This window comes from Stenotrophomonas sp. Nf1, assembly GCF_003028475.1.
In the GTDB taxonomy this organism is placed as follows: domain Bacteria; phylum Pseudomonadota; class Gammaproteobacteria; order Xanthomonadales; family Xanthomonadaceae; genus Stenotrophomonas.
This window is the reverse complement of record NZ_PYTV01000004.1, coordinates 322,704-340,608: the sequence shown is the minus strand read 5'-3', so window position 1 is coordinate 340,608 and position 17,905 is coordinate 322,704. Positions and strand designations below refer to the sequence as shown.

At 64.9% G+C, this 17,905-nt stretch carries 21 protein-coding genes, 1 tRNA gene and 2 pseudogenes; 10 read left to right on the top strand and 14 right to left on the bottom strand.

Annotated features, from left to right (window positions below):
- Nucleotides 1-148: 148 nt before the first annotated feature.
- Nucleotides 149-445 (bottom strand): hypothetical protein, encoded by a 297-nt coding sequence (locus C9412_RS10245; protein WP_107231505.1) that lies wholly within the window; start codon nucleotides 443-445, stop codon nucleotides 149-151.
- Between the two features lie 137 nt (nucleotides 446-582).
- Nucleotides 583-1,875, bottom strand: a complete 1,293-nt coding sequence (locus C9412_RS10240; RefSeq protein ID WP_107231504.1) for a tryptophan--tRNA ligase — start codon at nucleotides 1,873-1,875, stop codon at nucleotides 583-585.
- Nucleotides 1,876-1,983: 108 nt separating this feature from the next.
- Between C9412_RS10240 and C9412_RS10235 the strand changes: the two genes are divergently transcribed.
- A complete protein-coding gene (locus C9412_RS10235; protein ID WP_107231503.1) occupies nucleotides 1,984-2,784 on the top strand; it encodes a hypothetical protein in 801 nt (266 codons plus the stop codon).
- A gap of 81 nt (nucleotides 2,785-2,865) precedes the next feature.
- On the opposite strand, the gene C9412_RS10230 is transcribed toward C9412_RS10235, so the two are convergent.
- Nucleotides 2,866-3,087 (bottom strand): CsbD family protein, encoded by a 222-nt coding sequence (locus C9412_RS10230; RefSeq protein ID WP_004153772.1) that lies wholly within the window; start codon nucleotides 3,085-3,087, stop codon nucleotides 2,866-2,868.
- Between C9412_RS10230 and C9412_RS10225 the strand changes: the two genes are divergently transcribed.
- Entirely contained in the window at nucleotides 3,074-3,844 is a 771-nt protein-coding gene (locus C9412_RS10225; RefSeq protein ID WP_146160147.1) for a hypothetical protein, read from the top strand. The genes C9412_RS10230 and C9412_RS10225 overlap by 14 nt on opposite strands.
- Before the next feature lie 76 nt (nucleotides 3,845-3,920).
- On the opposite strand, the gene C9412_RS10220 is transcribed toward C9412_RS10225, so the two are convergent.
- On the bottom strand, nucleotides 3,921-4,058 hold the full coding sequence (locus tag C9412_RS10220) for an entericidin A/B family lipoprotein (RefSeq protein WP_014035659.1): 138 nt from the start codon (nucleotides 4,056-4,058) through the stop codon (nucleotides 3,921-3,923).
- A gap of 162 nt (nucleotides 4,059-4,220) precedes the next feature.
- Nucleotides 4,221-5,141, bottom strand: coding sequence for an arginase (gene rocF, locus C9412_RS10215; protein WP_004153767.1), 921 nt, complete (start codon nucleotides 5,139-5,141; stop codon nucleotides 4,221-4,223).
- 272 nt (nucleotides 5,142-5,413) lie between these two features.
- Here rocF and C9412_RS10210 point away from each other — a divergent pair, with 272 nt between their 5' ends.
- Entirely contained in the window at nucleotides 5,414-5,863 is a 450-nt protein-coding gene (locus C9412_RS10210; protein ID WP_107231501.1) for a hypothetical protein, read from the top strand.
- 89 nt (nucleotides 5,864-5,952) lie between these two features.
- On the top strand, nucleotides 5,953-6,300 hold the full coding sequence (locus C9412_RS10205) for a hypothetical protein (protein WP_107231500.1): 348 nt from the start codon (nucleotides 5,953-5,955) through the stop codon (nucleotides 6,298-6,300).
- 23 nt (nucleotides 6,301-6,323) lie between these two features.
- Here C9412_RS10205 and C9412_RS10200 read toward each other — a convergent pair whose 3' ends face one another.
- Nucleotides 6,324-7,106 (bottom strand): DUF3011 domain-containing protein, encoded by a 783-nt coding sequence (locus C9412_RS10200; protein WP_107231499.1) that lies wholly within the window; start codon nucleotides 7,104-7,106, stop codon nucleotides 6,324-6,326.
- Between the two features lie 582 nt (nucleotides 7,107-7,688).
- Between C9412_RS10200 and C9412_RS10195 the strand changes: the two genes are divergently transcribed.
- Both C9412_RS10195 and C9412_RS10190 read left to right on the top strand, forming a co-directional pair.
- The gene (locus C9412_RS10195; RefSeq protein WP_107231498.1) at nucleotides 7,689-8,096 is read left to right on the top strand and encodes a hypothetical protein; all 408 of its coding nucleotides are present in this window, start codon (nucleotides 7,689-7,691) and stop codon (nucleotides 8,094-8,096) included.
- An 80-nt stretch (nucleotides 8,097-8,176) separates the two neighbouring features.
- Nucleotides 8,177-8,500, top strand: a complete 324-nt coding sequence (locus C9412_RS10190) for a hypothetical protein (protein WP_107231497.1) — start codon at nucleotides 8,177-8,179, stop codon at nucleotides 8,498-8,500.
- A 235-nt stretch (nucleotides 8,501-8,735) separates the two neighbouring features.
- Here C9412_RS10190 and C9412_RS10185 read toward each other — a convergent pair whose 3' ends face one another.
- The 6 genes from C9412_RS10185 to birA all read right to left on the bottom strand — a co-directional run bounded on the left by C9412_RS10185 (nucleotide 8,736) and on the right by birA (nucleotide 14,001).
- Nucleotides 8,736-9,038 (bottom strand): addiction module antidote protein, encoded by a 303-nt coding sequence (locus C9412_RS10185; RefSeq protein ID WP_107231496.1) that lies wholly within the window; start codon nucleotides 9,036-9,038, stop codon nucleotides 8,736-8,738.
- Between the two features lie 216 nt (nucleotides 9,039-9,254).
- Entirely contained in the window at nucleotides 9,255-10,976 is a 1,722-nt protein-coding gene (locus C9412_RS10180) for a hypothetical protein (RefSeq protein WP_107231495.1), read from the bottom strand.
- 356 nt (nucleotides 10,977-11,332) lie between these two features.
- Nucleotides 11,333-11,408 (bottom strand) — tRNA-Thr (locus tag C9412_RS10170).
- 41 nt (nucleotides 11,409-11,449) lie between these two features.
- Nucleotides 11,450-12,295, bottom strand: a complete 846-nt coding sequence (locus C9412_RS10165; RefSeq protein WP_107231494.1) for an SPOR domain-containing protein — start codon at nucleotides 12,293-12,295, stop codon at nucleotides 11,450-11,452.
- Nucleotides 12,296-12,304: 9 nt separating this feature from the next.
- Complete coding sequence (locus C9412_RS10160) at nucleotides 12,305-13,036, bottom strand: type III pantothenate kinase (RefSeq protein WP_032956260.1); 732 nt, start codon at nucleotides 13,034-13,036, stop codon at nucleotides 12,305-12,307.
- Nucleotides 13,033-14,001, bottom strand: a complete 969-nt coding sequence (gene birA, locus C9412_RS10155; RefSeq protein WP_107231493.1) for a bifunctional biotin--[acetyl-CoA-carboxylase] ligase/biotin operon repressor BirA — start codon at nucleotides 13,999-14,001, stop codon at nucleotides 13,033-13,035. The genes C9412_RS10160 and birA overlap by 4 nt, the downstream gene beginning before the upstream one ends.
- A 144-nt stretch (nucleotides 14,002-14,145) precedes the next feature.
- On the opposite strand from birA, the gene C9412_RS10150 reads away from it, so the two are divergent.
- From C9412_RS10150 to C9412_RS20885, 4 genes and pseudogenes are all read left to right on the top strand, one after another.
- On the top strand, nucleotides 14,146-14,424 hold the full coding sequence (locus C9412_RS10150) for a hypothetical protein (protein WP_107231492.1): 279 nt from the start codon (nucleotides 14,146-14,148) through the stop codon (nucleotides 14,422-14,424).
- Nucleotides 14,391-15,182 carry a M90 family metallopeptidase gene (locus tag C9412_RS10145; RefSeq protein WP_258190125.1) on the top strand — a complete coding sequence of 264 codons (792 nt, stop codon included), beginning with the start codon at nucleotides 14,391-14,393 and terminating at the stop codon, nucleotides 15,180-15,182. Before C9412_RS10150 ends, C9412_RS10145 begins: the two co-directional genes overlap by 34 nt.
- An 82-nt stretch (nucleotides 15,183-15,264) precedes the next feature.
- Nucleotides 15,265-15,354 (top strand): annotated as a pseudogene (locus tag C9412_RS10140) (zinc-dependent peptidase); the annotation flags it as partial.
- 107 nt (nucleotides 15,355-15,461) lie between these two features.
- Nucleotides 15,462-15,551, top strand: a pseudogene (locus C9412_RS20885) (zinc-dependent peptidase); the annotation flags it as partial.
- A 154-nt stretch (nucleotides 15,552-15,705) separates the two neighbouring features.
- Here the strand turns inward: C9412_RS20885 and C9412_RS10135 are convergent.
- Together C9412_RS10135 and C9412_RS10130 are read right to left on the bottom strand one after the other, a co-directional pair.
- On the bottom strand, nucleotides 15,706-17,130 hold the full coding sequence (locus C9412_RS10135; protein WP_107231570.1) for a sensor histidine kinase: 1,425 nt from the start codon (nucleotides 17,128-17,130) through the stop codon (nucleotides 15,706-15,708).
- 25 nt (nucleotides 17,131-17,155) lie between these two features.
- Nucleotides 17,156-17,839 (bottom strand): response regulator transcription factor, encoded by a 684-nt coding sequence (locus C9412_RS10130; RefSeq protein WP_004136763.1) that lies wholly within the window; start codon nucleotides 17,837-17,839, stop codon nucleotides 17,156-17,158.
- Between the last annotated feature and the right edge of the window lie 66 nt (nucleotides 17,840-17,905).

The window sequence follows — 17,905 nt, the reverse complement described above, 5'->3', positions numbered from 1 at the left end:
CGCACCTGGCAGGATCGGGAACAGACGCCCATGGTAGGCGCGTGGGCGGGCCGGGTTCGATGCGGCTTTGGTCGGGTAGTGCCGGCCGCTGGCCGGCAACCTCATGAACCTTTGGAAAGAATGTGGTGTTGCCGGCCAGCGGCCGGCACTACCTTTGCAGCCAGCGCGGCCGCAGCAACAGGGCCAGCACCAGCACCGCCAGGAATGCGCCGTAGGCGTACAGCACCGCCAGCACCTGCGGCCAGATCGGGCCGGCGCCGGGCTGCACCACGCCGATGTGGTGCCCCCACAGCATCGAGACGATGCTCAGGGCGAATGCCAGCAGCAGGGTGGTGCCATCGAACAGGCGCCGCCGCGCAGTACGCGGCTGGCGTGGGAACAGCCAGTACAGGCTGCCCAGCAGCAGGAACCAGGGCAGGAACAGCAGCAGCGACAACCAGGCCATCGCAGACTCCATGTCATCGCGCCGGCGGCGCGCGGACATCATGCCATGACCATCGTTCGCGGGTAGTGCCGGCCGCTGGCCGGCATTCGCAAGATGGAGGGAAGCATGCAGTTGCCGGCCAGCGGCCGGCACTACCCTTACTCTTCGCGCAGCGCCGCCAGCGCGGCCAGCACCGCGTCCACCTCGGCCTCCAGCTTGAACAGCTCGCTCTGCAGCTGGTCGCCCTGCTCGGCCTGCTTGATCACCGCGATCAGCTGGCCGGCATCGCGCGGCGAATCGAAGCCTTCGCTCTGGATCAACAGCGTGCCGTCACCGGCGGTCAGCTTGAAGTAGAAGCGGCCATCCTTCTCGCGGTACTGCTTGAACAGCGGCGGTGCCACACGGGCCACACCGGCGTCCTCGCTGGCGATGTCGCCGGCAGTGGACAGGTCGCGCAGGCCCACCGCATGGCGCAGCTCGTCCAGCAGCGGGGCCGCCAGCTGCTCACGCAGCTGCTGGCCACGGCGCTTGAGCAGCGCTTCAATCTTTTCCGGCTCGGCCATCAGCGCGTTGTAGCGCTCGCGCAGCGGCGACAGCTCGCTGTCGATGCGCTCGAACAGCTGCTGCTTGGCATCGCCCCAGCTGATGCCGGCGGCGAACGCCTTGGCAAATTCGGCGGTCTGTTCCGGGGTGGCGAACGCCTGGTACATCTGGAACAGCGCCGAGCCCTCGGTGTCCTTCGGCTCGCCCGGTGCGCGCGAGTCGGTCAGGATCGAGAACACCAGCTTCTTCAGCTCCTCGCGCGGCACGAACAGCGGAATGGTGTTGTGGTAGCTCTTGCTCATCTTGCGGCCATCCAGACCGGCCAGCGTCGCCACCTGCTCGTCGATCACCACCTCCGGCAGCGGGAAATACTCCTTGCCGTACACGTGGTTGAAGCGCTGGGCGAAATCGCGCGCCATCTCGATGTGCTGGATCTGGTCACGGCCCACCGGTACCTGGTTGGCCTTGAAGATCAGGATGTCGGCGGCCATCAGCACCGGGTACATGAACAGGCCGGCGCTGACGCCCGCATCTTCATCCACGCCTTCCTCGCGGTTCTTGTCCACCGCCGCCTTGTAGGCGTGCGCGCGGTTGAGGATGCCCTTGCTGGCAATGGCGGTGAGGAACCACATCAGCTCGGTGGTCTCGCGGATGTCGCTCTGGCGGTAGAACCACACGTGTTCCGGGTCCAGGCCGCAGGCCAGCCAGCTGGCCGCGATCTCCAGGGTCGCGCGCTGGGTGCGCTGCGGGTCCTGCGACTTGATCAGGCTGTGCAGGTCGGCCAGGAAGAAGAAGCTCTCGATCCCCGGGGCGCGGCTGGCCGCGATCGCCGGACGGATCGCGCCAACGTAGTTGCCCAGGTGGGGCGTGCCGGAGGGGGTGATGCCGGTAAGGACTCGGGTCGTCATGACTGCGTGGGGAAACCTTCGATGAACGGGGCCAGTTTAGCGTGCCCACGGCCAACCCCGTCAGGGCCGGCGGCGCGTTCATTCACTCAACCCCGCTGGAGACGCCCGATGAAACGCCTGCTGCCCCTGCTGCTGATCCTGCCCCTGGCCGGTTTCCGCCCGGCCCCGCCCCCGCCGCCGGTGTACGAGGGCGGCCCGGTGCGCATGGCCCTGGTCGACCGCGACCGTGGCACCGAACTGCGCAGCTACCCCGCCGAGGGCCAGCGCTGGGTGGCCGGCGAGCGTGGCCATCGCTACGCCGTGCGCCTGTACAACGACAGCCCGCGCCGGGTGCTGGTGGTGCTGTCGGTGGACGGCATCAACGCCATCTCCGGCGAGAATGCCGATCCCTCGCAGACCGGCTACGTGCTCAACCCCGGCCAGCGCGCCGACATCACCGGCTGGCGCAAGAGCCAGGACGAAGTGGCGCAGTTCGTGTTCAGCAGCCCCAGCGGCAGCTATGCCAGCCGCACCGGCCGCCCGGACAACATCGGCGTGGTCGGTGTTGCGGTGTTCGAAGAAGCGCGGCGCTGGCGCCCCGAGCCGATCCTGCGTCGTGGCCTGCCACCGCGCGCTCCGGCCGCACAGGCCGAGGCGGCCGCCGATGCCAGTACCAGCCGCATCGAGGGCTACGCCAGCAAGTCGCAGGCCCCGGCGCTGGGCACCGGCCACGGTGCGCGCGAACAGTCCTCGGTGCGCGATACCGAGTTCGAGCGCGCCAGCCGCAGCCCGGCCCAGGTGCTGCAGCTGCGCTACGACAGCGCCCGCAACCTGCGTGCGCGCGGCATCCTGGTCGATGCGCCCTCGCGCCTGCCGCGCGAACCGCAGGCCTTCCCGAACCGCTACGTGCCCGACCCGCCGGCACGCTGAGCGCAGACAGCACAACGCCCGCAACCTCACGGTGCGGGCGTCGTGCTGCGGGGGAACGTGCTGTGGGGGAAACCGTAGCGCTTACTTGTAGTCCGGGTAGTCCTTGCTCACCGCATCCTGGAACTCACGGACTTCCTTCTCGGCGCGGTCCTTGGCCCAGCCATAACGTTCCTGCAGGCGGCCGGCCAGGTACTCGGCATTGCCTTCGGCCACATCGAAATCGTCGTTGGTCAGATCACCCCACTTGGCCTGGGCCTTGCCCTTCAGCTGCGACCACTTGCCGGAAATGATGTCTTTGTTCATTGCTGGGAGTCCTTGGTTGCAACGGCGTTCTTACCGTGGCTCAAGCTTCGCGCAGCGGCTGTTGAATGCCGGTCAACCGGCAATGAAATGCGTGCTCACCTGCTTGAATGGTTCACTGAACCTACAATTGCATGAACTTTCATGTAAGTTCATGCTGCTGTGCTCAGATGACTATCACAAGAAGGAAAGATTGATGCGAAGCAGTACCGAAAAGGAATTTGCTGCCCTGAGGGCATTCAACGACGAACTTGCGGAGATGGCGCGTGCCAATCCGCTGCAACAGGTAGATGAGACGTCCAAGCCTTTGCTTCAGATCATCGCATATCATCTGATCTTTGAATTCCTCATCGAGAAGTGGATTGATCACGCGATCAATGAAGGAAATTCGACGTTCCGTGGAATAGAAAAGATTGGCTTCCACAACAAGCTCTATCTCGCCAAGAATCTGGGATTCCCCATGGATCTTTTCCATGTCCTGGATCAGATCAACAACGAGCGCAATCAGCTTGCGCACAAGATCGACAAGAAGCCGTGGAGCAGAAAGGAATTGATGAAGCTGGGCGAAAGTGCTGACAAACTTGGCCACAATGGATCAAGTCTTGCCGAACTTCGTCTCTCGAATGGAAAGACAACTGCTTCCGGCGCGGAATTGACCGAAGGAGAACTGCTTTATCTTGTTCTCGCTGCGATCTATGGAAAGCTTCACAACTTCGTCTTTACGGATGTCCACAATCGACTGTCATCCCCGCTTCGCTGAACACATCGGAAATCGTGCTCGCAAAAAAAGGCCGGGGGTATCCCCCGGCCTTTTTCTGTTGCGTTCCGCGCCGGGCTTACTTGCCCTTGGCGGCGTCCTCAACCTTTTCACCGGCCTTCTGCACGTCCTTGCCAGCACCGGCCACGGTGTTGCAACCGGCCAGCAGGGCCACCGAGAACATCGACAACAGCATCAGGGCAACTACGCGCTTCATGGGCTTCTCCTTGGGTTCGCCGCTATACCGCTTCATTCGCGGATGGGATTCTTTCGCTCGGCGGGAGGGCACCAATGCCCACTGCCGCCGCGTGAAGTGCAATCTGGCGGCAGGGGCGTGGAGCGGGTGTGAACGGTTCGGGATTCCGTTCAGGGGACGCCTTCAATCGCGCATCAGGGTGGACTTGCCGAACAGGCTTTCGACCAGGTCCACGGCCAGTTCCGCGGTGGCATTCTGCTTGTCCAACAAGGGGTTGAGTTCGACGATGTCCAGCGAACCCATGCGCCCGGTGTCGGCGATCATCTCCATCACCAGCTGCGCCTCGCGGTAGTTGACCCCGCCCGGCACGGTGGTGCCCACGCCCGGCGCGATGCTCGGGTCGAGGAAATCCACATCGAAGCTGACATGCAGGTGGGTGTTCTCGTCGATGCCGGCCAGCGCCGCTTCCACCGCGCGCTTCATGCCGTTCTCGTCGATGTAGCGCATGTCATAGACATCCACCTTGTGGGTCTTGATCAGGCGCTTCTCTTCCGGGTCCACCGAGCGGATGCCGATCTGGTGCATCTGCGCCGGGGTGATCGCGGGCGACGTGCCGCCCAGCCGGGTCAGCGCATCCGGGCCGAGGCCGCACAGGCAGGCCACCGGCATGCCGTGGATGTTGCCCGACGGGGTCACATCGCTGGTGTTGAAGTCCGAATGCGCATCCAGCCACAACACGCGCAGGGTCTTGCCCTGCTCGCGGCACCAGCGCGCCACGGCGGTGATCGAACCGATGCCCAGGCAGTGGTCGCCGCCGAGCATGATCGGCATGCGCCCGGCCTGCAGCTCGGCATAGCTGGCTTCCATCAGTGCATGGTTCCACGCCACCACTTCATCCAGGTGGCGATAGCCTTCCACCGGCGCGGTCCACGGGTTGCGCGGGCCATCCAGGTTGCCCAGATCGCGCACGTCCACGCCGCGCGCTTCCAGCGCCTCCGGCAGGCCCGCCACGCGCAGCGCTTCCGGGCCAAGCCGTGCACCGCGATGGCCGGCACCGACATCGGTGGGAACGCCGATCAGCGATACGGAAATGGGATGGGCCATGGGTGCCTCCTGCGGGGGAAAAAGAAGCACAGTCTAGCCAGAGCTGTGTGACACCACTCGCGGCGGTGCAGCAGGCAAGGCGCTCATCGCTGTAGCCAGGCAAGCAGCCCCGGTCAGTTGTTCCCGCGCTGAGGGGTCAGGAACCGGGCCTTCTGCGATCGGCCTCACATCCGCGTCGGTATCGCCTCTTCTGCCACGCCACGGCCACCACCACCCTGCGTCGGCACCCTGAGGGTGCCTCTGCAATGTCCCATCTTTGGAGAACGACGCCTATGAAACATGCATTCATTGGATCTGCGGTACTGGCGATGGCCCTGGGCACACTGCTTCCGGCAGGCGCCAGCGCATCCTCGCAACGCATCACCCATACGGTGACCTCGGATGCGTTTGCGATGCAGACCACAGGCGCACGTCAGGTGCTGGACTGGGTAGCCCAACGCGTACGCCCTTCGTTCGCCCCGCAGGGCTACGGCCATGTGCAGGTGGAACGGCGCGCGGTCTCGGTGGGGCGCGCCGCTGCGCGTTCGGTTGAATCGATTCCGGGAAAGCTGCCGGAGCAGGGTCTGCCCGGTGAGATCTACCGCGTGGAGAACATCCTTCCCGACGGCTCCACCCAGAGCTGGGAATTCACCTGGGTGCAACCCTCCTCCGGGCATGGCGGTGGTTGGGAAATCACCGCTTACACGTACAAGAAGGGCAACGACCCGGAAAACCCGCGCTGACCTCCCTCCTGGCATGCCGCAGCGGTGCAGCGGGCCATCTGCATGGCATGATGCCGCGCGGACCCAACCACCTTTCATGGAAGATTGTGATGTCGCCCTTCATCAACACCGCCTGGCCCCGCTTCTTCATGGGCGCGCTGCCCATCGCCGCTTTTGCGGTTCTGTTGAGCAGCTCGATCGATGCGTCGCCGTACCGCTGGCTGATACAGGCGACGCTCCTGCTGACGCCCTTCTCGCTTCTGGTATTCCTCGGGTTCGGCTGGCAGCGTCTGCGCAAGGCACACGCTGCGTATCCCATCCTGACCAGCGAACTGGACCGCATGCTGGCGGCGTTGATCGGCAACGTGAAGGTGGCCGTGCTGTGGTTCGGCCTGACCGTCGTCGGCATGTTCGCTCTGATGCTGGCGTGGGTGCTGCTGTACAGATCCGGCGGCTGACGCCGGATCTGCACCGCCTGCGCTCAGCGTCCGCGGCGGCGCACCGGGGTGACGCTCTGCACCTGGCCGTTGTTGCGCATCATGCACAGGAAGCGGCCATCGGGGTAATCGATGATCAGCTCCTGGTAATCACTGCCCACCGGCATCTGGGTGACCAGGGCGCCCTGCGCGCCCTTGCGCATGTTGCAGGCGCCCAGTGCGGTATCGCCTGCGGGCGCCGGGGTGGTCACCGAAGACACATTGCGGAACACCGCGCGGCAGCCGCCATTGACCCACACCGAGTGCCGCGACAGGCCCCAGTTCTTGCCTTCTTCGCAACGGGTGCGGCTGAGCTGGCGCACGATTTCCACATTGCCACGGGTATTCAGATCGCATGACACCTGCTGCTGGCCGGTGGATTCGCAGGTGACTTCGCGCGGCAGCGCGGCATCCCCGGCGGCATCCCCGGCCGCAGCGTCGCGAGGGCGTGCGCTGTTTGCGACGGGCGCGGGCGTGCCGCTGGTACTGACCTGGCAGAGGCCATTGGCGCCGGCCCGGCCGGTGTAGCTGACCTGCGGCGCGCCGTCATCGTTGCGGCTGATCGACAGGGTGATGCCGCTGTTGGCATCGCGTGCTTCGAAATAGCGGTCGTTGAAGCGCTTCAACGCCGTCTCGCGGCCCTGCACGTAAACCGGCCCGCCCTCATCAGCGTGCACATCGATGCCGCCCGGGCAGCTGGCGTTGAAGAACGGCACAGCGGCCATGGCCGGGCCTGCGAAGGCGGCGGACAACAGTGCGACGGTGAGCGGCAGGGCGTGGCGACGCATGGGCGGGTCCCGAAAGGTATGTGCCCGAAGTATGCGGTGGGCCGCCGGGAGTGGTGTGTGAGGAGAATCAATATCCGGGCGCGCGTTTGGGGGTTTGTGTTTGCTATGGTGGCTGTGGCGCCTCGACCCGGGCTGTTAAGCCAGCTTCACGTTGTAGGTCTTTCCAGGCCTTGCAACAGCGCCGACGCCTACCGATTTCCAGCGGATGATCGCATTGCGCGATATGTCGCTTTCGGCATCGCAGCGGCGGGAACAGGCCAATCGCGATAATTCATTTTTCCTTTCAGATCACCCGATGCCATCGAAACAATCGACTGGCAGGCGGGGGTTTGGCGTGCGCATGATGAATCGCCACCCGTAAAGGTGGTCGGGACTTCCAAGCCCGTGTGGTTAACGATGTATACGCTTGCCAGCCGGCGCCGTCCTCCCAAGATCGGCGCCGGCTGGCAATCCGTTCGCCGATCGACGGCGGGCGGTGCGTGGGGGCCTCGTGCCCGCCGTTTCGTTGACCCGGTCTTGGAAGCCACGCATCGCCCGCCACCCTATCGTGGCGGCGCCTCTGTGCCTGACGAGGATGCCCGCATGTCCAAGACGCTCTACCCCTATCTGACCGCCACGCTGGGCGACGCCGCCCTGCATCTGCCGCTCGAACTGGCGCAACCGCTGGAAGCTGCCTTTGCCGCCGCCAACGATGCGCCCGCGCCCATCAACCTGCCCGTCTGCCTGCGCCGCATTCAGACCGGAGATGCCGCCGACGGACAGCCGTGGCAGGGGCCGTCCAACACGCCCGGCCACGCCGTGGCCGCCGCACGCAGGGACAGAGCTGCTACGGGCCTGGTGTCGCTGCTGGAGCTCTATCACGCCAACGAGCGCGTGCGCGTGGATGGGGAAGAGAAAGACGATATCGGCGATGGTGTGCGCGAAGGGCTGATGCTGGCCTGCCGGGGGCTGGCCGAGTATGTGGCGTTGCAGGTGCGGGGGGCTCAATAATGCAGAACGGTGGGATTCCCAACGCACAGGTTCAACGCGTCGCCACCCCGGCTATCGAATCAGGCGGACCCGCTCCTGAAATGAGCACACCCTATCCAAACCTGAAACCTGTTCTCGTTGAGCTGCGGCTGGACGAAGTGGATTCGCGTGGTGGCGCTGTTGCCGAGATGCTCGCCTCCACCGCGCGCCCCATGGCGCTTTCGATAAGCCCTGAACTCATGTGGTACAGCTTCGTGCTGAATGATCGTGCCATCACCCACATCGCGCCGGGCACGCGGGCACACTGCACGATCTCATTCGTCAACCATGACGGTGCGAAAGAGGTATTCCGCTGTGGCACGGTGGCCGCCTTCGGAGACGGATCGGCAACACGAGGGTTGATCCGCATCATTCGGTTTGATTGAACCTGATCGCGGCGGACTACTTGAGGCGACAGCGGCTGACGCGCAGTGCAGTGATACGCCCCGTGCAGCGCAAGCTGCCTTGAACTGGAATTGCCAGACGACTCCTCCTTTGCTGCGTCATTGAGTTGACTCACCGGCTTGGGACGAAGAAACCGCCGAAAGGCGGTTTTTTCATGTTCATACCGCCGTCTTTGCGGCCGGCACCGTGGGAACGCGTCAAGGTCGGCGCATGTACTTATGCTGCGCTGGCATGCAGGCGCACACCCAGCGCGCGGGTCACCTTCAGGATGGTGGCGAAATCGGGGCTGCGCTCGCCCGAGAGTGCGCGGTACAGACTCTCTCGTGACAGGCCCCCCGCACGCGCAACCTTGCTCATGCCCTGAGCGCGGGCGATATCGCCGAGTGCTTTGGCAATGAATGCAGAATCGCCGTCGCTTTCCTCGATGCAGGCATCGAGATAGGCGGCAATCTCTTCGGGTGTCCGAACATGCTCGGCCACATCAAATGCCTTGATTTCAATCCACTCCTTGGCGGCCATATGGGTGCGGCTCCAATAGTTCGTCGTTGACGATCCTCAAGCTGATCTGATCATCAGCAGCCCGATTAACCACACCATACCCGGAAGGCTCGCGCGTTGACACCAACGCTGCGTCCGGGCTCGCCGGTGAGCCCGTGTTGTACGGTTCGATCCGAGTGCTCGGTGTCCGGCTGCAATGCACCGGATGCGGTACGGGCGCCTGATGATTCGATATGCTCATTCAGCATTCGGCCCGTCTCCAGGCTGCGCAGCATCGACATCGAAGTACACGTAAGCGGGCTCTCGTCTTAGCCCTTCTGCTGGATAGGTTTTAACGATCCTGAGGTTATCGACCTCGAACGTAAGTCCATCGACAAGACAGTGCTCCGCGATTCTCGGATTGTACTCGTGCAGCCAGGCGTAGTTCCGCTTTGTCCAGGCAAGGATAGCCTTATGCAGAGCGCGGCTATCCCTATCATGGTTGCCTTGGCTCAATCTCAGTCCCATTACGTTCAAGCAAAAGGCCAGGATCCTTGCACCCTTGAAATTTGGAAACCTTCTCATGTCTGCGACTTCGTCGTACAAGAGTCGCCTCAACTTGAACTTAATGACCTTACCAGCCGAATTATCCAAGCGATGGGACCTTAAGAGCTCCCCCCACACCGAGTTGTGCTGAATCGTCCAACACTCCCACTGAGGAGACGTCACGGCAGATGCATCAAGCACCACCTCGAAAATCATACTTGCAATGTGATCATAGAATGATTCGCCAGGATGGCCATATTCTTCCTTTATTCGCAAGCGGATATACTCGGGGACCCCCTTCCTATCCAGAACTTTCACTGCATCGCCAATGAACTTAACGACGACACGAAGGCGACGAACTGAATCGCTATCCCATGTACCAGGGATTCCGTCCAGCTTGTATAGGTCGGATGCCGCGTTCTCGATGTAACCTTTGGCCCGATACAGGACAGATGAGTGGTTCCAGAATCCTCTTTCTACGTAGTCATGGAAGGTCATCAGAACGACCCGACAATAGGCCTCCCAATAGCCCGAATCCCATTCCGACTTTCGCAAAATGTCAGGGGCGAGCATAGTCTGCACTTCTTCGACCATCTCATAATTTGCAAACATGGCCTGGCTAAGTGGCTTGACATACCCAATCAAGCCCGATTCATAGCCTTCAGCCTCGTGATACAGGAAGGACTCCTTGTTTGCTAACGCCTCATCTACTATGTTCCTGGCAAATGTTCCGATCTGAACCCCATACTTCCCCGTTTTACCAATTTCCTGAAAAACGGCCAGAGCGGTAGCCGGCGAGGAACTGACAATCGCCCTGCAGAGTCTCTTATCTGCAATCAGAAGGAGAATGTCGTTGGCGTACGCCTCTACCTTCGAGGGCTCAGGGCGCTGCTCATCATGATTTTCTCCCCCTCGAAATCGTTCAAACCGTTCTCTGTTCGTCGCATAGTGGACGAGCGCCCTAGCCGAGCGTGCAAGCTCATCCGCCACCACTGCGAGATCAGTTGGTGATCCTTTGAGAACGAACCGGTACAGCGTATGAGCGAAGCGCTTTGCGTTTCGCTTTCCATAAGTAGGCGGCTTGATAAAGGCAAACCATGTCCAAGTCAGGAACGTCAGCAGAAACAAGCTTGCCAGTAGCGCTTGCCAAGACCCGGGCGAAAGTAAGTTGCCTTGCGGAACCAGCCATTCTTCCGCCCGCCACAAGTCGGTCAAGAGCGTGAAAACCCCAACCATGACCACGACACCAAAGGTCAGCCCTTGAAGAGGAATCGGTGCAGTTCTGATGCGGAAGCGATAGCGAACGTCAGCGATAGTCCACGCTAGAATCATGAGCGCGAGACCCGCAAGAAACTCTGAGAACCCGAATATCTTCGGGGCACCTGCATCTAACGGAGTGAAACATACTCCTGCGAAACAGCGTTCGAGCGACATATATACCCCCTTCTAGAGTGCCCTCCTCTAATGATGCTTTCCGTTTTGCACAAAGCAAGTGGGCTGTAGTTGTCAGACATCCATTTGGTCGCTCCTACCACTGACCGTCCTGAAAACAACCCGCAAGAAGGCGGGCGTATCGCAAGTCGATCTGACCAAACGGCTGGCACACACAGACCTTCGTGCCCAAGTGCGAGCGTGGCGAACGTCGGATCGAAGCCGGGGAGTTGGTCGATTTCGCCGGCGCCATCGGCATGCCGTCGCTCGCACTGCTACTCGAGTTCCCCGAGAAACGCGCGGCCAGACTCAAGCAAAGATCCGAAAGAGCAGCGCAAAGGGACGCTGATCAAAAAAGATGGTGCCGCTTATCCGAATCGAACGGATGACCTACTGTTTACAAGACAGTTGCTCTACCAACTGAGCTAAAGCGGCATGGGTGGATCACCGGCGGCAGCGCCGCGGTCCGGGGGATTCTAGCGCAACCGTGCGCATTCCAGCGACCGGCTCTGTGCCGCACCGCTGCGCTGCTGGGCCTGGGCTGACTGCGTGCCCGCCGCCAGCTGCCCCTCCAGCCACCACTGGCCGGCGTCGCCGCTGGCCACCAGGCGCGGCTGGAAGCCGGCGGCCTGCACGGCGGCCATGCGCCGCTCGGCACCTTCGCGGTTGCGGTACTGGCCCAGCGCCACGGCGTTGGCGTCCTCGCCCTGGCTGATGATGTAGTAGTCGCTCAGGCCAGCGGCGACGATGCGCTTCACCGTGGCCTGGGCTTCTTCGCGGTTGGCGGCGGCCGGCAGCAGCACCCGGTAGCGAGCACTGCCGCTGGCAGCGGGCTGTTCGCGCAGGCGCACCTGGCTGATCACGTTGCCGGCCTTGCCCTGCGCGCTGGTGGCGGCGGCGCGGTCAGCAAACGGACCCAGCGCGACGCAGCGCGGCGTCTCGGCAGCGGCTGCCGGCGGGGTCGCGGGCTTTTCCGGCGCGGGGGTCGGGGTCGGGGTCGGCGCGGGCGGCGTCACCGGCTTGGCCGTTGCGGCAACCGACGTGGCCTCGGGCTTGGCCGGCACGGCCGGCGCAGGCGTCGCTGCCACGGCGGTCTTCTCGGCCGGTTCGCGTTCCATCAACGGCGCGGTTGGCGCTGCCGCCGTGTCTTCGGCAGCGGCGGCGGCATCCACGCCACCGGGCACCCAGCGCAGCTCGGCCACGCCGGGCGCTGGCGGCGGCGGCGGCGGCGCAGGCTTCTGCGGCGCATCGCGCAGCAGCCACCAGCAGGCGACGCCAAGATTGAGAATGGCCAGTACGACGATCAGGGCACGGGTCAGCATGCGCGGATACTAGCCTGCGGGCTGGTGCACCGCCCAGCGGGCGAGGCCATCGAGCACCAGCGAGGGGTGGTAATCAGCGCCCGGCAGCAGCGGCATCAGCGCCGGCGCGCCGCCGCCGTGCACCAGCAGCGACGGGGCCACGCCCAGCAGCGCGTGTGCCTGCTGCGCACTGCGTTCGATCAGTGCCACGGCGGCACCATCGCAGCCGGAGGCCAGCGCGTCGGCGGTGTCGTTGGCAAATTCGCTGTAGTCGCCGCCGGTGGCGGGCAGCTGCACCGCGCGCGCGTGCAGCGCTTCGCGCATGGTGGTGGGCGATGCGGAAATGCGGCCACCGTGGTGCTGGCCATCGGCGTCGAGCAGATCGATCGTCAGTGCGGTGCCCACGCCGACCACCAGCACCGGGCGCTGCGCCTTGGCCGCAGCCAGCAGCGCCAGGAAGCGGTCCACGCCGAATTTTTCCGGCTTGGCGTAGGCGATGCGCACACCGGCGCATTCGGCACTGGTACGCACCACGTGCACGTGTTCGAAGCGGCGCTGCAGCTGGTCCAGCATGGCGCTGGTCAGCGACGGTGCGGCCACGCTGGCCACGAACGCGGTGCGGCCGCTGGGCAGGCTGTGCGGCGGCTGCCCGGCCATGCCTTCGGCGCCATGCGCCCAGGCCTGCACGTCGCCGGCACGGTCACCCTGCAGCGGCGCGAACTTGAAGCGCGAGTTGCCCAGGTCGAACAACCAATCGCTCATGCCGCCCTCACGCTGACTTCGCCGGCGTGCAGCAGGCGCTCGCGGCCGTCGATGCGCACGCGCAGCGCGCCGTCATCGGCCAGGCCAAGCGCGGTGCCGTGCTGCCACTGCCCTTCCAGTTCCACGCGTACTTCGCGGCCGGCCAGCACATCGAAGGCGGCGTAGCGCGGCAGGAACGGCGCGAGCCCTTCGCGATCGAATTCCTCCAGCGCCGGCAGCAGGCGCGCGAGCACGGCGGCGACCACCACGTTGCGGTCCACCGGCGTGCCGGCCAGCGTGTCCAGATCCACCCACGGCTGGGTGATCTGTTCGGCGAACGACGGCGGCATGTGCGTGTTGATGCCGATACCGATCACGGCGCGCGCCGGGCCGGCGTATTCGCCACCGCCCTCGGCGAGCAGGCCGACCAGCTTGCGCTTGCCATCGACGATCAGGTCGTTCGGCCACTTCAGCTGCGCCTGGGTGAACCCGAGGTCGTGCAGGGCTTCGGCCACGGCGACGCCGGCCACCAGGCTCAGCCCGGCCAGGCGGCCCAGGCCACCGGAGAACAGGCGCAGCACCGACAGGTATACGTGGGCGGCCAGCGGCGAGGCCCAGCTGCGGCCACGACGGCCACGGCCACCGGTCTGGCGCTCGGCCAGCAACACGCTGACCCCGCGCTGGGGCGCGCTGCAACGCAGCAATTCGGCATTGGTGGAGTCCACCGTCCAGGCCACCTGCAGGTCGTGCAGCAGCGGCAGCACCTGGGCCGGCAGGCCGGCGCGGATGGCATCCGGGTCCAGCAGGTCCACCGGTCGGGTCAGGCCATAGCCCTCGCCGGCACGGCCCTCGATGTCCACACCGGCGGCCCTAAGTCCTTGAATACGCTTCCAAATGGCCGCCCGGGTCTGGCCCAGCTCACGGGCCAGGGCGTCGCCGGACAGACGACCGGCAGCGAGTTTGGCCAGCAATTGGCGATCGTCCACGGCAGCTTCCACGAAGTCAGGGTGGAATTATGCGGGAAAGCCGCCAGCGACGCCCGCCACGCTGGGTTCTGCGGGGGCTTCCAACGGAGCGCCGGGTTCGGGCTAGAATCGGGAACTCACCCTCCCTTAACGTGGATGTCGTCAATGCGCCGTTATGCCCATTGCCTGATCCTGCTGACGATGCCCTTCGCGGCGTCTGCAACGGCAGCGCTGGACGACAGCCGCGGAGCGTGTGTGTCCTCCAACGGCGACGCGGCCTCGCAGCGCGCTCCGACGGCTACCGCATCGGCCGCCCCGCCCAAGCCGGCAGCGGTACGCCCGGCCGCCAACACCAGCAGCGGTGGCGGTGGCAGTGACGACGACGTGCTGCAGCGCATCCGCGCGCCGAAGTGGCACAGCTACCTGCCGGGAATGTTCCGCTGATCAAGTCGTTGCTGCAGTGGCTGCGGCCTGCGCCGCGGCCGATTGAGGATGCGCTTTGGGATGACGCCTGCCGCCGCGCGGCCTGGCTGCACGGCCTCGACGATACGCGCCGCATGCGCCTGCGCACGCTGGCCACGCGCTTCCTGCATGAGAAGACCCTCACCCCGATCGGCGAGTTGCAGTTGCAGCCCGGCGATGGCGTGCTGCTGGCCGCGCTGTGCTGCCTGCCGTTGCTGGAATTTGGTGAGGTGGGGCTGGAAGGTTGGTCGCAGCTGATCATCTATCCCGATGCGTTCCGTGTGCACCGCAGCCACCTGGATGCGGCCGGCGTGCTGCACGAATGGGATGACGAGCTGATTGGCGAGTCGTGGGACAGCGGTCCACTGATCCTGTCCTGGGCCGATGTGCAGGCCGACCTTGATGCGCCGCACGAGGGTTACTGCGTGGCGGTACATGAGATGGTGCACAAGCTGGATGCGCTGGATGGCGCGATGGACGGCACGCCGCCGCTGCCGCGCGCGTGGCAACGCGAATGGGCCGACACCTTCCAGCGCGCCTACGATGCGTTCTGCGCGCAGGTGGATGCGGGCGAAGAAACGCTGATCGATCCGTATGCGGCCGAAGCGCCGGAAGAATTCTTCGCGGTGGCCAGCGAGTACCACTTCTCCGCACCGGATCTGCTGCAACAGGCGTTGCCGGAAGTGGCCGCGCAGCTGCGGCGGTTGTATGGCGAGCCGCCGACCATCAACACGCGGTAGTGCCGGCCGCTGGCCGGCAACCCGGCAATGCCGCCGAAGATCACGGGTTTGCCGGCCAGCGGCCGGCACTACCGGAGAATGCGCGCCGGAAGAATTCTTCGCGGTGGCCAGCGAGTACCACTTCTCCGCACCGGATCTGCTGCAGCGCGCGTTGCCGGAAGTGGCCGCGCAGCCCGCCAGCCATCAATACGCGGTAGTGCCGGCCGCTGGCCGGCAACCCGACAATGCCGCCGAAGATCACGGGTTTGCCGGCCAGCGGCCGGCACCACCGGACAATGCGCGCCGGAAGAATTCTTTGTGGTGGCCAGCGAGTACCACTTCTCCGCACCGGATCTGCTGCAGCAGGCGTTGCCGGAAGTGGCCGCGCAGCCCGCCATCCATCAACACGCGGTAGTGCCGGCCGCTGGCCGGCAACCCTGCACTGCCAACGAAGATCACGGGGTTGCCGGCCAGCGGCCGGCACTACCGGATTGCGCACGCGTTGTTGGGTAAGGCGATGCCCGGCCGACGGTAACGCGCGCGCTTACGGCCCCGGCGGCAGGCGCACTTCGAAACGGGCGCCGCCCAGTTCGCTGGAACGGCCCACGGCCAGTTCACCGCGGTAATCCTTGATCAGGTCCTGCACGATCGACAGGCCGATGCCGTGGCCCTGCACGCGCTCGTCGCCACGCACGCCACGCTGCAGCACCTTGCCGATGTCATCCGGGGCGATGCCCGGGCCGTCACCGTCCACCGCCAGCAGCAGGCCGGCACGACGCGCATTCGGTGCCGGCAGCGGCTGTGCGGTCAGCAGCACGCGGCGCTTGGCCCACTTGAACGCATTTTCCAGCAGGTTGCCCAGCAGCTCCTGCAGATCGCCCGGCTCGCCGTGGAAACGCGCGGCCGGGTCGATGTCGAATTCGCACAGCACGCCCTTGGCTGCATAGACCTTCTCCAGGCCACGCACGATTTCCTCGGCGTTGGATTCGATCGGCAACGGTGCGGAGAACAGCTTGTGGCCCGAGGAGGCCGCGCGCGCCAACTGGTAGGACACCAGGTTGTTCATGCGTTGCAGCTGCACGTCCAGTTCCTCGCGCAGCGCACCATCGCCGGCACCGCTGTCCATCTGCGTGCGCAGCACCGCAATGGGGGTCTTCAGGCTGTGCGCGAGGTCGGCCAGGGTGTTGCGCTGGCGTTCGAGGTTCTCGCGCTCGCTTTCGATGAAGGCGTTGATGCTGTCGGTCAGCGGCTCCAGCTCGCGCGGGTGGCGCTCGCTCATGCGCTCGGTCTCGCCGCGCTGGACCTTGGTCAGCTCGGTGATCACCCGGCGCAGCGGGCGCAGGCTCCACTGCAGGATGACGGTCTGCAGCAGCAGCAGGATCAGGCCGATGCCGCCCAGGTAGAACCAGACGCGGCCGCGGAACACACGCAGCTGCGCACCCAGCGCGCGCGAGTCTTCCATCACGTAGATGGTGTACGGGAATTCGGTGGCCGGATCGGCATCGGCATCCCACACCAGGCCCAGGCCGTAGCGGTACACCGAGCCCTGACTGCCGTCGATCTGGATCATCGGCAGCGGGCCTTCGAACACTTCCTGGCGCGGTGCCAGCAGGCCGCCGCCGACGGTGGGCAGCATCGGGCCTTCGGCGGACATCGAATTGCCCTTGCCGTGCGGCATCACCACCTGCAGGTACAGGCCGCTGCCGGGCACGTCGAAGCGCGAATCCGGCGGCTGCTCGCGGATGTACAGCGAGCGGTCGCGGGTGAAATCGATGCCGGCCGCGTAGGCGGTGGCGTAGTTCTTCAGGCGCTCGCGCAGGTTCGCCTTGGCCGTATCGGCAAAGGCGGCGTCAAGCGCGTAGCCGGCCAGCGCCAGGAACGCGACCAGGCCCACGGACGCGGCAAGCATCTGGCGCGCCTGCAGGGAGCGCGGCCGCCAGCGTCGGAAGAACCACAGACGGCCGGACATCATGGTGTCGCCAGGCGGAGCCGGCTCAGCCCTCGTTGCGCGGGATCGCGAAACGGTAGCCGCGACCGCGCACGGTCTCGATCGGCTTCAGTTCGCCATCCGGGTCCAGCTTCTTGCGCAGGCGGCCGATGAACACTTCCAGCACGTTCGAGTCGCGGTCGAAGTCCTGCTGGTAGATGTGCTCGGTGAGGTCGGCCTTGGAGACCAGTTCACCGGCATGCATCATCAGGTACTCCAGCACCTTGTACTCGTAGCTGGTCAGGTCGACATTGCTGCCGGCCACGCTGACCGTCTGCGCTGCCAGATCCAGGGCAACCGGGCCGCATTCCAGGGTCGGCTTGCTCCAGCCGGCGGCGCGGCGCAGCAGCGCGTTGACGCGGGCCAGCAGCTCTTCGACGTGGAACGGCTTGACCAGGTAATCGTCGGCGCCCTGCTTCAGGCCCTCGACCTTGTCCTGCCAGCTCGAACGCGCAGTCAGGATCAGCACCGGGAACTTCTTGCCTTCGTCACGCAGGGCCTTGATCAGCTCCATGCCCGACATCTTGGGCAGGCCGAGGTCGATGATGCCGACATCGAACGGCACTTCACGGCCCATGTAGAGGCCTTCCTCGCCGTCCTGCGCAGCATCGACGGCAAAGCCTTCGCGCTTGAGCCGGGCTGCCAGGGTCTCACGCAGCGGGGCTTCGTCTTCGACCAGAAGGATACGCATGAACTCTCCCTAGTGTCCTGGGTGTGGCCCGGAGGCCTGTGGGGTACGGGTTGATAGCGACAACTA

Coding starts and splice junctions, on each gene's coding strand:
- C9412_RS10245 (WP_107231505.1), bottom strand. CDS start 445: ATGGCCTGGTTGTCGCTGCTGCTGTTCCTGCCCTGGTTCCTGCTGCTG.
- C9412_RS10240 (WP_107231504.1), bottom strand. CDS start 1,875: ATGACGACCCGAGTCCTTACCGGCATCACCCCCTCCGGCACGCCCCAC.
- C9412_RS10235 (WP_107231503.1), top strand. CDS start 1,984: ATGAAACGCCTGCTGCCCCTGCTGCTGATCCTGCCCCTGGCCGGTTTC.
- C9412_RS10225 (WP_146160147.1), top strand. CDS start 3,074: ATGTCTTTGTTCATTGCTGGGAGTCCTTGGTTGCAACGGCGTTCTTAC.
- C9412_RS10230 (WP_004153772.1), bottom strand. CDS start 3,087: ATGAACAAAGACATCATTTCCGGCAAGTGGTCGCAGCTGAAGGGCAAG.
- C9412_RS10220 (WP_014035659.1), bottom strand. CDS start 4,058: ATGAAGCGCGTAGTTGCCCTGATGCTGTTGTCGATGTTCTCGGTGGCC.
- rocF (WP_004153767.1), bottom strand. CDS start 5,141: ATGGCCCATCCCATTTCCGTATCGCTGATCGGCGTTCCCACCGATGTC.
- C9412_RS10210 (WP_107231501.1), top strand. CDS start 5,414: ATGAAACATGCATTCATTGGATCTGCGGTACTGGCGATGGCCCTGGGC.
- C9412_RS10205 (WP_107231500.1), top strand. CDS start 5,953: ATGTCGCCCTTCATCAACACCGCCTGGCCCCGCTTCTTCATGGGCGCG.
- C9412_RS10200 (WP_107231499.1), bottom strand. CDS start 7,106: ATGCGTCGCCACGCCCTGCCGCTCACCGTCGCACTGTTGTCCGCCGCC.
- C9412_RS10195 (WP_107231498.1), top strand. CDS start 7,689: ATGTCCAAGACGCTCTACCCCTATCTGACCGCCACGCTGGGCGACGCC.
- C9412_RS10190 (WP_107231497.1), top strand. CDS start 8,177: ATGAGCACACCCTATCCAAACCTGAAACCTGTTCTCGTTGAGCTGCGG.
- C9412_RS10185 (WP_107231496.1), bottom strand. CDS start 9,038: ATGGCCGCCAAGGAGTGGATTGAAATCAAGGCATTTGATGTGGCCGAG.
- C9412_RS10180 (WP_107231495.1), bottom strand. CDS start 10,976: ATGTCGCTCGAACGCTGTTTCGCAGGAGTATGTTTCACTCCGTTAGAT.
- C9412_RS10165 (WP_107231494.1), bottom strand. CDS start 12,295: ATGCTGACCCGTGCCCTGATCGTCGTACTGGCCATTCTCAATCTTGGC.
- C9412_RS10160 (WP_032956260.1), bottom strand. CDS start 13,036: ATGAGCGATTGGTTGTTCGACCTGGGCAACTCGCGCTTCAAGTTCGCG.
- C9412_RS10150 (WP_107231492.1), top strand. CDS start 14,146: ATGCGCCGTTATGCCCATTGCCTGATCCTGCTGACGATGCCCTTCGCG.
- C9412_RS10135 (WP_107231570.1), bottom strand. CDS start 17,130: ATGTCCGGCCGTCTGTGGTTCTTCCGACGCTGGCGGCCGCGCTCCCTG.
- C9412_RS10130 (WP_004136763.1), bottom strand. CDS start 17,839: ATGCGTATCCTTCTGGTCGAAGACGAAGCCCCGCTGCGTGAGACCCTG.